2 protein-coding genes are annotated in these 15,597 nt (G+C 70.9%); both read right to left on the bottom strand.

What is annotated here, in order from left to right; translation table 11 throughout:
- Positions 1-7: 7 nt before the first annotated feature.
- A complete protein-coding gene (locus OHB13_RS28715) occupies positions 8-10,816 on the bottom strand; it encodes a type I polyketide synthase (RefSeq protein WP_328378973.1) in 10,809 nt (3,602 codons plus the stop codon).
- Between the two features lie 44 nt (positions 10,817-10,860).
- Positions 10,861-15,576, bottom strand: coding sequence for a type I polyketide synthase (locus OHB13_RS28710; protein WP_328378972.1), 4,716 nt, complete (start codon positions 15,574-15,576; stop codon positions 10,861-10,863).
- Positions 15,577-15,597 lie beyond the last annotated feature (21 nt).

Here is a 15,597-nt window from a genome sequence, read left to right as displayed (position 1 = left end):
CACAGCCTCACACTTCCCGGTTCGCGTCGTCGAGGCCGGAGCCTCCGAGTGCAATGTTGATCAGACTCTCGGCGTCCATCTCATCGATCGAACCGAGCTCGCCCGCCGCGTCTCCGCCGGCGTGCTCCGGCCGGCTTCCGGCCAGTTCCAACAGGCTTTCCACCAGACCCGCTTGACGCAGTCTGGCGATGGGCAGGGCACGCAGGATGCGGCGCACCTCCGCGTCCTCCGGGCTGTCCGCCGGGTTCCCGTCCGGGTACCCCTCCGGACCGGATCCGCCCTGCCCGGCGCCGAGTTCCGTCGACAGCTCCAGCGTCAGATAGTCGGCGAGGGCGCGGGAGTTCGGGGCGTCGAAGACGAGCGTGGCGGGCAGTCGCAGCCCGGTCACCTCGTTCATGACGTTGCGCAGCTCCACGGCCGCGAGGGAGTCGAAGCCCAGGTCGCCGAAGGCACGGTCGGGTGCCACGGCCTCGGCACCCGGGTGCCCCAGGATCACCGCCACCCTGGACCTCACGAGGTCCAGGAGCGCTTCGTGGCGCTCGACCGTCGACAGCCCCGCGAGGCGCTGCCGGAGTGTGGCACCGGCGTCCTGGCGGCCTTGCGCCGTACGCCGGGTACGCGTCCGGACCAGGGCACGGAACAGGTCGGGCACCGCGCCCGCCGGGTCTGCGGCCAGGGCCGACGGGTCGAAGCGCATGGGCAGGAGCACCGGGGCGTCCAGAGTGCCTGCCGTGTCGAACAGGGCGGCTCCTTCGGCGCCGGACAGGGCCGTGATGCCCGTCCGGTCCATCCGCTGCCGGTCGGCGGCGGCCAGACCACCGGCCAGGCCGCTCTCACCGGCCCAGGGGCCCCAGGCCAGCGACTGACCCGGCAGCCCGTGGGCGCGGCGGTGTGTGGCCAGCGCGTCCAACAGGGCGTTGGCGGCGGCGTAGTTGCCCTGCCCCGGGTTGCCGAGCACACCTGCGGCCGAGGAGAAGAGGACGAACGCCGTCAGATCCAGGCCGCGGGTCAGCTCGTGGAGGTTCAGCGCGGCGTCGGCCTTCGCCTCCAGCACCGCGTCCAGCCGGTCCGGCGTGAGCGAACCGATCACCCCGTCGTCCAGTACGGCGGCCAGGTGGATGACCGCGGTGAGCGGGTGCTCGGCCGGAATCGCGTCCAGCACCCCGGCCAGCGCGTCCCGGTCGGCGGCGTCGCAGGCGACGACGTCGGCGTGGGCACCGAGTGCGGCGAGTTCCGCGACGAGTTCACCGGCTCCTTCGGCCTTCGGGCCCGTACGGCTGGCCAGCAGCAGCCGGCGCGCTCCCCGCTCGGTCACGAGGTGGCGGGCGAAGAGCCGGCCCAGGCTGCCGGTGCCGCCGGTGAGCAGCACCGTGCCGTCGGCGTCGAAGCCTGCGGGAACCTCGGCCGTACCGCCGACCGCCCTGACGAGACGGGCGGCATGAACGACACCGTCGCGCACCGCCACCTGCGATTCCGCCGTGGCGATCACCGCGGGAAGCAGGGCACGGGGCGCATCGGCCAGCAGGATCCGGCCGGGGTGCTCGGACTGGGCCGAGCGGGCCAGGCCCCAGACCGCCGCACCGGCCAGGTCCGTGACGTCCTCGCCGGGCAGTGCCACGGCGCCTTCGGTCCGGATCAGCAGCGTGGAGTGCGCGAAGCGGTCCTCGGTCAGGGCCGCTTGCAGCCCGGCCAGGGCCCGGTGCGTCGCCGCGTGCACCGACGCGGCATCGGTGCCGCCCGTGCAGGACAGCACGACGACATCGGGGGCGGGGCCGTCGCCGAGGTCGTCCCACTCCCCGATGGACACCTCGGCAGGCTCGGCGACGGGCACCTCGTGCCACTCCGGGCGGAACAGCGAGTCGTGCACGGCGCGCCCGGGAACGGCCGGTCCACCGGCCGGGATCTCCCGCGACACAAGGGAGTTGACCACCAGGACGGGGTTGCCCGCGGGGTCGGTGGCGGTCAGCGACACCTCACCGCCGCCGGGGGCGGTGATACGTACCCTCAGCCGGGAGGCGCCCGAGGCGCTGAGGGACACTCCGGACCAGGCGAAGGGCAGGCGGGCGGCGCCCCCGTCCACCTCGGTCAGCGCGACGGCGTGCAGCGCCGCGTCGAGCAGTGCGGGGTGCAGCTCGTAACCCTGCCCCGCGTCCTCGTCGGGCAGAGCGACCTCGGCGAGGATGTCCTCCCCGTGGCGCCAGGCGGCCTTCAGCCCCTGGAACGCGGGCCCGTACTCCAGACCTGCCTCGGCCATCGATGCGTAGAACCCGGTCAGGTCGGCCGGCTCCGCTCCCGGCGGTGGCCAGACGCCGTCGGTCACGGGCGGCTCCACCGCCCCGGGGGCGAGCACACCGGTGGCGTGCCTGGTCCAGTCGGGTTCGGTGGCGTCGGGGCGCGTGTACACCCCGAAGGTGCGCCGTCCGGAACCGTCGTCCGGACCGACCGCCACCTGGAGCGCCACACCACCGTGTTCCGGCAGGGCGAGCGCAGACTCGATGGTGAGCTCCTCCAGCACGTCGCAGCCGAACTGGTCGCCGGCCCGGATGGCTAGCTCGACGAATCCGGTACCGGGGAACAGCGTGATACCGCCGACCGCGTGGTCCTGGAGCCAGGGGTGCGACTGCGTGGACAGCCGGCTGTTGAACAGCGCGCCGTCGCCGTCGGCGAGGGGAACCACCGCACCGAGCAGAGGGTGACCGGCGGCTTCAAGACCGATGGCGGCGGGGCTGATCCCGGTGCCGGAGTGCTCCAGCCAGTAGTGCTGGCGTTGGAAGGCGTACGTGGGGAGTTCGGTCAACCGGGCAGTGGACCCGGCGAAGAACGCCCGCCAGTCCACCCCAACACCCCGCGCGAACAGCGCGCCCACACCGGTCAGAAGTTCCGTGGCCTCATCACGACCACGACGCTGCAACCCAACAAACGCCACCCCGTCAGCGGCCCCATCATCACCGACCACCTCCACACCCATCGGAACCAGAGCCGCATCCGGCCCCACCTCCACAAACGACCCCACACCACGAGCCGTGAGAGCCGTCACCGCATCCGCGAAACGCACCGGCTCACGCACCTGCCGCACCCAATAACCAGGATCCGACCACTCACCCCCGACCGGACCACCAGTCACCGTCGAAACGGCCGACAACTGGGGTGCGTTGAAGGTGAGTTTCTCTACCACGGCGGCGAAGTCGTCCAGCATCGGGTCCATCAACACCGAGTGGAACGCGTGACTCACATCAAGCCGCTTCGTCTTACGACCGAGCGCAGCGATCCGCCCGGCCAGCTCCAGAACCCCGGCCTCAGCACCCGAAACCACCACCGAGGAAGGGCCGTTGACGGCAGCGATACACACACCGCCCGACAAAAGCCCGACAACCTCAGCCTCCGGGGCCCCGACCGCGACCATCACACCACCCGAAGGCAGCGCCTGCATCAACCGCCCACGGGCAGCCACCAACACCGCAGCATCCTCAAGCGACAACGCCCCCGCCACATGAGCCGCAGCCACCTCACCGATCGAATGACCAGCCACAAAGTCAGGCCGCACACCCCACGACTCAAGCAACCGGAACAAAGCCACCTCAACCGCGAACAACCCCGCCTGAGCAAACACCGTCCGATTCAACACACCAGCATCAGTGCCCCAGACCACCTCACGCACCGACACACCCAACCCGGCATCCGACAGCTGGGCATCCAGCAACCCCACCACCGCATCAAACGCCTCAGCAAACACCGGGAACGCCTCATACAGACCACGCCCCATCCCCACCCGCTGAGCACCCTGACCCGTAAACAAGAACCCAACACGCCCACGCCGAACCGAATCCACCACACGACCCGCACCCGAAACCACCGACTCCAGACCACGCACCAACTCCACGCGATCCGAACCCACCACCACAGCGCGATGCTCCAAAGCCGCCCGCGACACCGCCAGCGAGAACCCCACATCCACCGGCCGCAAGTCGGCGCCTTGCTCCACATGCGCCACCAAAGCAGCAGCCTGCGCACGCAACGCCTCAGCACTACGCCCCGACACCACCCACGGCACCACACCACCAACAGAAGCCTCAACCGGCACCGACAGCGCCTCCGCCTCCGGCTCCGGCTCCGGCTCCGGCTCCTCCAGAATCACATGCGCATTCGTCCCGCTCAGACCGAACGACGACACACCAGCCCGCCGCGGACGACCCACCTCAACCGGCCACGCCCGCTCCTCCGTCAGCAACTCCACCGCACCCGCAGACCAATCCACCTGCGACGACGGCTCATCCACATGCAACGTCCGCGGAAGAACACCCTCCCGCAACGCCATCACCATCTTGATCACACCCGCCACACCAGCAGCAGCCTGCGTATGACCGATGTTCGACTTCACCGACCCCAACCACAACGGCCGGTCATCCGCACGGTCCTGGCCGTACGTCGCCAACAACGCCTGCGCCTCGATGGGATCGCCCAGCGTCGTGCCCGTGCCGTGCGCCTCCACCACATCCACATCAGCAGCCGACAACTGCGCATCCGCCAACGCCTGCCGGATCAACCGCTGCTGCGCCAGACCGTTCGGCGCCGTCAGACCATTCGACGCACCATCCTGATTGACCGCACTGCCCCGCAACACCGCAAGCACCTGATGCCCATGACGCCGCGCATCCGACAGACGCTCCAGCACCAGCACACCCACGCCTTCCGAGAACCCGGTGCCGTCGGTGGAGTCCGCGAACGACTTGCACCGGCCGTCGGCCGCCAGGCCGCGCTGCCGGCTGAACTCCACGAAGAGTTCCGGGGTGGACATGACGGTCACACCACCCGCCAGCGCCAGCGAACTCTCACCCGACCGCAACGACTGCGCCGCCAGATGCATCGCCACCAACGACGACGAACACGCCGTATCCACCGTCACCGCCGGACCCTCAAGACCCAGGCTGTAGGAGATCCGTCCCGAAGCCACGGCACCGGTACTGCTGTTGTACTTGTAGTCGTGAGCCATCATTCCGGCGAAGACACCGGTCGGGCTGCCCTTCAGCGACAGCGGATCGATCCCGGCCCGCTCCAGCGCCTCCCACGACGTCTCCAGCAACAGCCTCTGCTGCGGATCCATCGACAGCGCTTCGTTCGGGCTGATACCGAACAGGTCGGCGTCGAAATCGCCGGCCGTGTAGAGGAATCCGCCGTGCCGGACATAGCTGGTGTCGTCCCGGGAGGACGAGGGGTCGTAGATGTCCGGGAGGTTCCACCCTCGGTCCTTGGGGAACTCCCCTATCGCGTCCGTCCGCTGAGCGACGATCCGCCAGAGGTCCTCGGGGGACTCGGCGCCGCCGGGGTAGCGGCAGCTCATCGCGATGATGGCGATCGGGTCGTCCGTCGTACCAGCCGCCCGGCCGGCCTTCCGCGGCTGGGCCGAGCCTGCCACGGCACCGGCGCCCTCTCCCGTGCCGACGCTCTCGGCCAGCAGATGGCGGGCGAGCACCATCGGGCTCGGATAGTCGAAGACCAGGGTGGCGGGCAGCCGCAGACCGGTGGCATCGTTCACGCCGTTACGGAACTCCACCGCGCGCAGTGAGTCGAAGCCCAGGTCCTTGAAGGCCTTCTCCGGTTCGATCGCCGAGGCCGAGCTGAATCCGAGCACCTCGGCGACCTGGCGCAGCACCACGTCCAGGACGGCCGCCTCGTGCTCGTGCGCGGGCAGTGCGGCGAGCCGCTGAGCCAGGCCGCCGGCTTCGGCACCTGATTCCGCCCGCCGACGCCGTACGCCCGGGACGAGCGTACGGAAGAGACCCAGCATCCCGGCGCCCTGGGACCTCAGAGTCGCGAGGTCGAGCCTGGCCGCGACCAGGGCGGGGTCGGCCAGTCGGAGGGCTGTGTCGAACAGGCCGGTCCCTTGCTCGTCGGAGAGGGCGACGACACCTGTGCGCCCGATGCGGCCCCGGTCGTCGGCCGTCAGGTCGCCCGTCATGCCGCTTCCCTGGGCCCACATGCCCCAGGCGAGGGACTGCGCGGGCAGGCCTTCGGCATGCCGTTGTGCGGCGAGGCCGTCCAGGAAGGCGTTGGCGGCGGCGTAGTTGCCCTGGCCGGGGTTGCCGAACACTCCGGCGACGGAGGAGAACAGCACGAACGCCGTCAGATCCAGGTCGCGGGTCAGCTCGTGCAGGTTCCATGCCGCCAGGGCCTTGGGCCGCAGCACCGTGTCGAGACGCTCCGGTGTCAGCGAGCCGATGATGCCGTCGTCGAGAACGCCCGCTGTGTGCACGATGCCGACGAGCGGCCGGTCGTCGGGGATCGCGGCGAGCACGGCGGCCAGGGCCTCACGGTCGGCCACATCGCAGGCAGCCACCTCGGTCTCGGCGCCCAGGGCGGCGAGTTCGGCGACGAGTTCCGCCACACCGTCCGCTGCGGCGCCCGAGCGGCTGGTGAGCAGCAGCCGCCGTACACCGTGGGTGGTGACCAGGTGGCGTGCGAACAGCTTGCCGAGCATGCCGGTGCCGCCGGTGATCAGCACGGTGCCCGCCGGGTCGAAGGACGCGGCCGAGGGCGCGGTCCCGGCCGGGTCGAAGGACCCGGAATCGCCCGGGTCCGAGGACACTGTCGCGGCCGCCCCGGGTGCGGGCACCCTGACCAGCCGCGGCATCAGGGGTGCGCCCGCGCGCAGGGCGATCTGCGTCTCGTCCGTGCCGGTGAGCAGCGGCAGCGCGGCGTCGAGGTCCGTGCCGGCCTCCAGGTCGGCGAGTACCACGCGTCCGGGGTGCTCGGACTGGGCTGATCGCACCAGGCCCCAGACCGCGGCTGCGGTGAGGTCCACAGGCTCCCCGTCCCCGGTCGCCACCGCGCCACGGGTGACCACGAGGAGCCGGGACGCCTCGAAGCGCTCGTCCGTGAGGAAGGTCTGCAGTGCGGCCAGCACATGTTGCGTCCGTGCGCGGGCGGCGTCCGGGCCCCCGCGCCCCGTGCCGCCGGCACGGCCGGAGCCGCCCTCAGGGGCGTCGTCGGCGACGGACAGGACGACCAGCTCGGCCACGTCCTCGCCGTCGGCCGTGTCCCAGTCCTGGGTCGCCACGGTGCGGGGTGACGTCACCGGCGCCGTGGTCCAGTCGATCCGGTACAGCGCGTCGTGGAGGGCGGAGGCGGAGGCGGGCCGCTGCTCCGCGAGCCTGCGCAGCGTCAGGGAGTCCACCGTCAGGACCGGGCGGCCGCTCGGGTCGGTCACCAGGACCGACACCGCGTCCTCGCGTACCGGGGTGACGTGCACCCGTACGCTCGAAGCGCCTTCGGCGTGCAGGGCGACTCCGCTCCACGCGAAGGGGAGCACGGCCTCGTCGCCGGCGATCGGCGTCAGGCCGACCGTGTGGAGTGCGGCGTCGAGCAGGGCGGGGTGCAGACCGTAGCCGTCGACGGCGATGCCGGACGGCAGCTCCGCCTCCGCGAAGATCTCGTCGCCGGACCGCCAGACGGTCCGCAGGCCCTGGAATCCGCTGCCGTAGGCGAGTCCGGCACCGGCCAGGGCCTCGTAGTAGCCGTCGATGCCGACCGGTTCGGCGCCGGCGGGCGGCCACTGGGTGAGGTCGGCGTCCGGGGTGCCGGCCACGGGGGCGAGTACACCGGAGGCATGCCGGGTCCAGGGCGAGCCGGCGTCCTCGGCGCGTGCGTACACGGCGACCGCTCGCCGTCCGGTGGCGTCCTGGGCGTCCACCGCCACATGCACGGCGATCGCACCGCGCCCGGGAACGACCAGCGGTGCCTCGATGGTCAGTTCTTCGAGACCGGGGCAGCCGACCCGGTCACCGGCCCGGATCGCGATTTCGACGAAGCCGGTGCCGGGGAAGAGCATCGTGGAGTCCACGACGTGATCGGCCAGCCACGGGACGGACTTCACCGAGATCCGGCCGGTCAGGGCCGTCGTGTCGGTGTCCGGCGCGGCGACAGCGGCGCCCAGCAGGGGGTGGCCCACCGGTTCCAGGCCCGCGCCGGCCACGTCCCCGAGGTCGGTGGGCGGCTGGATCCAGAACGACTCACGCTGGAAGGCGTACGTGGGGAGGTCCACGGGGCTCCCGGGGTCCGCAGGACCTGCGTTGCCCGCGGAGTCACCCGCGGGCTCGCCCGTGGGGTAGAAGTCGCTCCAGCGGACGGACGCACCGTGCACATAGGCCTCGGCGAGGGAGGTGGCGAAGCGCTGTGGGCCGCCCTCCTCGCGGCGCAGCGAGCCGACGGTCACGGCGGTCGCCCCGGCGTCCTCGATGGTCTCCTTCATGCCGACCAGCAGGCCCGGGTGCGGGCTGCTCTCGATGAAGATCGCGTACCCGTCCGCCAGCAGCGCCCGGGTGGTCTCCTCGAAGCGGACCGTGTGACGCAGGTTCCAGTACCAGTACTCGGCATCCGTCGCGGCGGTGTCCAGCCTGGCTCCGGTCACGGTGGAGTAGAACGGCACCGTGGGTACGAGGGGCTGTACGTCCGCCAGTTCGGCCAGCAGCCGGTCGCGTATCTCCTCGACGAACATCGAGTGGGAGGCGTAGTCCACCGGGATGCGGCGGGCCTGGACCCCCTCGGCCTCCAGCTGCACCTTCAGCTCGTCGAGCGCGTCGGTGTGGCCGCACACCACCACCGAGCCCGGACCGTTGACGACGGCGAGCTGGAGGCGCCCGTCCCACTCGTGCAGCCGGTCCGCGGCCCGGTCGGCGGGCAGGGCCACGGACATCATGCCGCCCCGGCCTGCCAGTTCATGGCGGATGATCTTGCTGCGCAGGGCGACGACGCGGGCACCGTCCGCCAGCGACAGGGCGCCCGCCACGCACGCCGCGGCGATCTCTCCCTGCGAGTGACCCACGACGGCGCCGGGCTCCACACCGCGGGCGCGCCACAGTTCGGCCAGCGAGACCATCACGGCCCAGAGCACCGGCTGCACCACGTCCACCTCGACGAGGGACGGCGCGCCGGGCTCACCCCGCAGTACGGACAGCAGGTCCCAGTCGACGAAGGGGGCCAGCGCCTGCGCACACTCGTCGAGCCGGGCCGCGAACTCCGGTGCGGAGGAGCTGAGTTCCACGGCCATGCCCTGCCACTGCGAGCCCTGGCCGGGGAAGACGAAGGCGACCTTGGCGTCGCCGATGACCGTCCCGCGGACCACTCCGGCGCTCTTGCCGCCGTCGGCGAGGACGTCCAGTCCGGCGATCAGCTCGTCGCGCTCCGCCCCGAGGACCACCGCCCGGTGCTCCATCCGGGCGCGCGTGGTGACGAGAGCGCGGCCGATGCCTGCGACGGAGAGTCCGTCGTGTTCCCGTACGAAGGAGGCCAGCCGGGCGGCCTGCGCCTTCAGTGCCTCTCCGCCCCGGGCCGAGACCAGGAACGGCGCCACGGGGGCGTCGGCGGCGGTCACAGTGCCGGCGGGCCCGGTGGTGGCGGCCGGCGCCTCATCGGCCGGTTCCGGCACATTCTCCGCGGGAGGCGTCTCCTCGATGATCACATGCACATTGGTGCCGCTCAGACCGAAGGCGGAGACGGCGGCCCGCCGCGGGTGGGGGTTCTCGGGCCAGTCGCGCGCCTCGGTGAGCAGTTCGACTGCGCCCTCGTCCCATGCGACGTGCCGGGACGGTTCGGTGACGTGAAGTGTCTGCGGAAGCCTGCCGTTGCGGATCGCCATCACCATCTTGATGACACCGCCGACACCCGCCGCGGCCTGGGCATGACCGATGTTGGACTTGAGCGAGCCGAGCCACAGCGGCTGGTCGCCGGTCCGGTCCTGGCCGTACGTAGCGAGCAGGGCCTGCGCCTCGATCGGGTCGCCCAGTGTCGTACCGGTGCCGTGCGCCTCCACCGCGTCCACCTGGGAGGCGGGAATGCGCGCGTCGGCCAGGGCCTGCCGGATCACGCGCTGCTGGGCGGGGCCGTTGGGAGCGGTGAGCCCGTTGGACGCCCCGTCCTGGTTGACCGCGGACCCCTTGATGACCGCGAGCACCTGGTGGCCGTTGCGCCGGGCGTCCGACAGACGCTCCAGGAGCACCACCGCGGCGCCCTCCGACCAGCCCGTACCGTCGGCGGAGTCGGAGAAGGCCTTGCACCGGCCGTCGGCGGACAGCCCGCGCTGGCGGCTGAAGGCGACGAACGGGGCGGCGGTGGACATGACCATCACGCCACCGGCAAGCGCCATCGCGCAGTCGCCGCGCTGCAGAGCTCCGGCCGCCAGGTGCATGGCCACGAGGGAGGAGGAGCAGGCGGTGTCGACAGTGATCGCCGGACCTGCCAGGCCCAGCGTGTACGCGACCCGGCCGGAGATGACGGAGGCCGCACTGGCGGTGGCCATGTAGGCCTCGACCAGGTCGGAGCTGCCGGCCACGTCGCCGTAGTCCTGCGCACCGGAACCGACGTACACGCCGACCGACTCACCGCGAAGCGCGTCCGGGTCGATCCCGGCCCGTTCGAAGGCCTCCCAGCAGACCTCCAGGACGAGGCGCTGCTGCGGGTCGGTGGCAAGGGCCTCGTTCGGGCTCATACCGAAGAAGCCCGGGTCGAAGGCCCCCGCCTCACGCAGGAAGCCGCCGCCGCGCACGTAGTTCGTGCCGCCGCCGTCCGGGCCGCCGCCCAGCAGTTCATCGAGGTCCCAGCCGCGGTCCTCGGGAAGGCCCGTGATAGCGTCCCGTCCTTCGGCGACCAACCGCCACAGATCTTCGGGGGAGTTGACGTCACCGGGGAAACGGCAGCTCATCGCCACGATGGCGATGGGTTCGTCCCCCTCGGTCTCCAGTTCGCGCAGCCGGTGCCGGGTCTGGTGCAGGTCAGCGGTGACCCGCTTGAGGTAGTCGAGCAGCTTCTTGTCGTCGTTCGGCATGTCAGTCCCACGAATCCTTTGTCCGGCGGCAACGGTCCCTGCACTCAGGCGAGGCCCAGTTCCTTGTCGATGAAGTCGAAGACGTCCTCTGCCGACGCCGAATCGAGCTGACCGCTCACATCACTGCCGTTCCCCTCGTCACCGGCCAGCCGCCCCAGCAGGGCCTGCAACCGACCGGTGATCCCCATGCGCTCCACTTCCTCGGGGGCGAGCGCTGCCACCGTCGTCTCGAACCGGTCGAGCGCCGCGAGTACGGGCAGCTCCCCGGCGGCTTCCCCCTCGCACAACTGCGTGCGCAGATAGGCCGCGAGAGCCCCGGGGCTCGCGAAGTCGAAGACCATCGTGGCCGGGAGCTTCCTGCCCACGGCCTTCACCAGCCTGGTGCGCAGATCGACCGCGGCGACGGAGTCGAAGCCCAGGTCGTCGAAGGACCGGGCCGCGTCGACCTCGCCCGGTGTGTCGTAGCCGAGCAGGCCGGCCACGTGCGTACGGACCAGGTTGAGCAGCACCCGGTCCTGCTCGGGCTGCGACAGCCCGGCCAGTTCCCCGGCCAGCCGGGCCCCCGGGGTGTCCGATGTTGCGACGTCGTCGTCCTCCAGGCCCGCCACGGCCTCGGGCAGCGAGTCAAGCAGAGGACGAGGACGGGCGAGCGTGTACGTGGGGGCGAAGCGCGACCAGTCGAAGTCGGCGACCACCACATGGCTCCCGCCGCTCGCGAGCACCTCCCGCAGTGCCGCGACAGCCCGGCGAGGGCTCATGGGAGGTGCGCCGATGCGCCGGCTCATCGCGCTGACCTCGGCGTCGACCATCCCGGCCTCCCAGGAACCCCAGGCGATCGAGGTCGCGGCGAGCCCTCGTGCCCGGCGCTTGTGGGCCAGGCCGTCCAGGTAGGCGTTGGCACTGCCGTAAGCGGCCTGTCCGGCGCTGCCCCAGACAGCTGCGCCGGAGGAGAACAGCACGAACGCGTCGAGCGGTCGGTCACCGAGGATCTCGTCCAGATGGGCCGCGCCGAGCACCTTGGCGCGGGCCGTCGAGGCCAGTTCTTGGACCGTGGTCTCCGCCGCCGTGGAGGGCCGCTGCATGGCTCCGGCGGCGTGCACGACCGTCGTGAGCGGCAGCTCCGGCCCGATGGCCTCGATGAGCTCGGCGAGCGCCTCACGGTCGGCCACGTCACAGGCCGCGATGGTCACCCGGGATCCCAGTGCCACGAGTTCGGCCTCCAGCTCGGCGGCCCCTTCGGCGGCGCTGCCCCGGCGACTGGTGAGCAGCAGATGGGGTGCGCCGTCGGCCGCCATCATGCGGGCCACGTGGGCGCCGAGGCCGCCGGTTCCGCCGGTGATCAGTACGGTTCCGGGCCCCTCCGTGGCGGCCTGGGCGGGCAGCTTGGCGGACGGGACGCCGGTGAGCGGAGCCCGCACGAGGCGACGGCCGTACGCCCCGTCGGAGCGGAGCGCGACCTGGTCCTCACCACCCGGTCCCCCGGCCAGTACCTGGGAGAGCCGCTGGGCGACCGACTCGCCCACACTGACCGGAAGGTCCAGGATGCCCCCCCAGGTGTCGGGCTGGTCGAGGGACAGTCCGATACCCAGGCCCCACAGGGCGGTCTGCCCCGGGCTGGCGGCCTCGGCGGGATCGCGTACAGCCACGGCCCCGGTGGTGACACACCAGAGCGGCGCCGTGCAGCCCGCGTCGCCGAGCGCCTGGACGAGCAGCAGGGTGGCGGCGGTTCCGTGAGCCAGCTCGGGATACTGGTCGTGAGCACGGTCCTCCAGAGCCAGCAGTGACAGCACCCCGGCCGGTGTCTCACCGGCGGCGGCAGACCTCAACTGCTCGGCGAGGGCCCGCCGGTCCGTGCCGTCGCTCTCGATCAGGGCTACGGCGGCACCGCCGCGGACGAGGCCGTCTGTAACCGCGGAGACGGACTGGTCCTTGCTGCGGCCTTCCGGTACGACGACGAGCCAGAGTCCGTCGACGGAGGGACCTTCGGTGGGCGGAAGCCGGAGCCACTCCACCTCGTATCCGAGCGCGTCCACGTCGCTCTGCTGGGGGCGGGTGGCGGCCTCAGCAGCGAAGTCGTACCAGTAGTGCTGGCGTTGGAAGGCGTACGTGGGGAGTTCGGTCAGCCGGGCACTGGAGCCGGCGAAGAACGCCCGCCAGTCCACCCCAACACCCCGAGCGAACAGCGCGCCCAGACCGGTCAGAAGCTCCGTGGCCTCATCACGACCACGACGCTGCAACCCAACAAACGCCACCCCGTCATCGTCACCGACCACCTCCGCACCCATCGGAACCAGAGCCGCATCCGGCCCCACCTCCACAAACGACCCCACACCACGACCGGCGAGTGTGGTCACCGCATCCGCGAAACGCACCGGCTCACGCACCTGCCGCACCCAGTAACCAGGATCCGACCACTCGCCCCCGACCACACCACCGGTGACGGTCGAGACGGCCGACAACTGGGGTGTATTGAAGGTGAGTTTCTCTACTACAGCCGCGAAGTCGTCCAGCATCGGGTCCATCAACACCGAGTGGAACGCGTGACTCACATCAAGCCGCTTCGTCTTACGACCGAGCCCAGCAATCCGCCCGGCCAGCTCCAGAACCTCGGCCTCAGCACCCGAAACCACCACGGAAGACGGGCCATTGACCGCGGCAATACACACACCGGCCGACAACAGCCCGGCAACCTCAGCCTCCGGGGCCCCGACCGCGACCATCACACCACCCGAAGGCAGGGCCTGCATCAACCGCCCACGGGCAGCCACCAACACCGCCGCGTCCTCAAGCGACAACACCCCCGCCACATGAGCCGCAGCCACCTCACCGATCGAATGGCCAGCCACAAAGTCAGGCCGCACACCCCACGACTCAAGCAACCGGAACAACGCCACCTCAACCGCGAACAACCCCGCCTGAGCAAACACCGTCCGATTCAGCACACCAGCATCGGTACCCCACACCACCTCACGCACCGAAACGTCCGTACCGGCACCCGACAGCTCGGCGTCCAGCAACCCCACCACCACATCAAACGCCTCAGCAAACACCGGGAACGCCTCATACAGACCACGCCCCATCCCCACCCGCTGAGCACCCTGACCCGTGAACAAGAACCCAACACGCCCACGCCGAACCGAATCCACCACACGACCCGCACCCGAAACCACCGAACGCAGACCCTCGATGAACCCCTCACGATCCCCCGCCACCACCACAGCCCGATGCTCCAGAGCCGCCCGCGACGTTGCCAGCGAGAACGCCACATCCACCGGACGCAGCTCAACCCCCGACTCCACAAACGCCACCAAGGCAGCAGCCTGCGCACGCAACGCCTCAGCACTACGCCCCGACACCACCCACGGCACCACACCACCAACAGAAGCCTCAACCGGCACCGACAGCGCCTCCGGCTCCTCCAGAATCACATGCGCATTCGTCCCGCTCAGACCGAACGACGACACACCAGCCCGCCGCAGACGACCCACCTCAACCGGCCACGCCCGCTCCTCCGTCAGCAGCGAGATGTTGCCTTCCGACCAGTTCACCTGGGATGTGGGCTCGTCGATGTTGAGGGTGCGCGGGATCAGTTCATGGCGCATGGCCTGCACCATCTTGATCACGCCGCCGACACCCGCCGCAGCTTGCGCGTGGCCGATGTTGGACTTGAGCGAGCCGAGCCACAACGGTCGGTCGGCGGGACGGTCCTGGCCGTATGTCGCCAGTAGTGCCTGCGCCTCGATGGGATCGCCCAGCGTCGTGCCCGTGCCGTGCGCCTCCACCACATCCACATCAGCAGCCGACAACTGCGCGTCCGCCAACGCCTGCCGGATCAACCGCTGCTGCGCCAGACCGTTCGGAGCCGTCAGACCATTCGACGCACCATCCTGGTTGATGGCGCTCCCCCGCAGCACGGCAAGCACCTGATGCCCATGACGCCGCGCATCCGACAGACGTTCCAGCACCAACATGCCGATGCCCTCGCCCCAGCCGGTCCCGTCGGCAGCCGCGGCGAACGACTTGCACCGGCCGTCCGGCGCGAGGCCCCGGTCCTGGCTGAAGCCGACGAAGGCCCGGGGCGTCGCCATGACCGTCACACCTCCGGCCAGCGCCAGCGAACTCTCACCCGACCGCAACGACTGCGCCGCCAGATGCATCGCCACGAGCGACGACGAACACGCCGTATCCACCGTCACCGCCGGACCCTCAAGCCCCAGGCTGTAGGCGACGCGCCCCGAAGCCACACTGGCCAGGCCGCCGATGCCGCCGTCTCCGACGTAGTCGTGGTAGGCGATCCCGGCGAAGACACCGGTCGGGCTGCCCTTCAGCGACAGCGGATCGATCCCGGCCCGCTCCAGCGCCTCCCACGACGTCTCCAGCAACAGCCGCTGCTGCGGATCCATCGCCTTGGCGTCCCGCGGGCTGATCTTGAAGAAGTCGGCGTCGAACTCGTCGGCCTCGTGCAGGAATCCGCCGTCGCGGGAGTACGTCTTGCCGGGGGTCGCCGGCTCCGGGTCGTACAGCCCCTCGACGTCCCAGCCACGGTTCTCGGGAAGGGTGGTGATGGCGTCCCGGCCCTCCGCCACCAGCTGCCAGAGGGCGTCGGGCGAATCCACCCCGCCCGGGTACCGGCAGCTCATCGCGACAATGGCGATCGGCTCGTGCTGGCGTGCATCCGCCTCGCGCAGCCGCCGCTTGGTCTGCTGCAGTTCAGCAGTGGCACGCTTGAGGTACTCGCGGAGCTTCTCGTTGTCGCTCATCTCCACCTTGACCGATCTCGT

The sequence above is a fragment of the Streptomyces sp. NBC_00440 genome, from assembly GCF_036014215.1.
GTDB lineage: Bacteria > Actinomycetota > Actinomycetes > Streptomycetales > Streptomycetaceae > Streptomyces.
The sequence above is the reverse complement of the archived record's forward strand: the minus strand, read 5'-3'. Positions and strand labels throughout refer to the sequence as shown.

Excerpts from the sequence above, each read along its gene's own strand:
- OHB13_RS28710 (WP_328378972.1), bottom strand. The coding sequence starts at position 15,576 with ATGAGCGACAACGAGAAGCTCCGCGAGTACCTCAAGCGTGCCACTGCT.
- OHB13_RS28715 (WP_328378973.1), bottom strand. The coding sequence starts at position 10,816 with ATGCCGAACGACGACAAGAAGCTGCTCGACTACCTCAAGCGGGTCACC.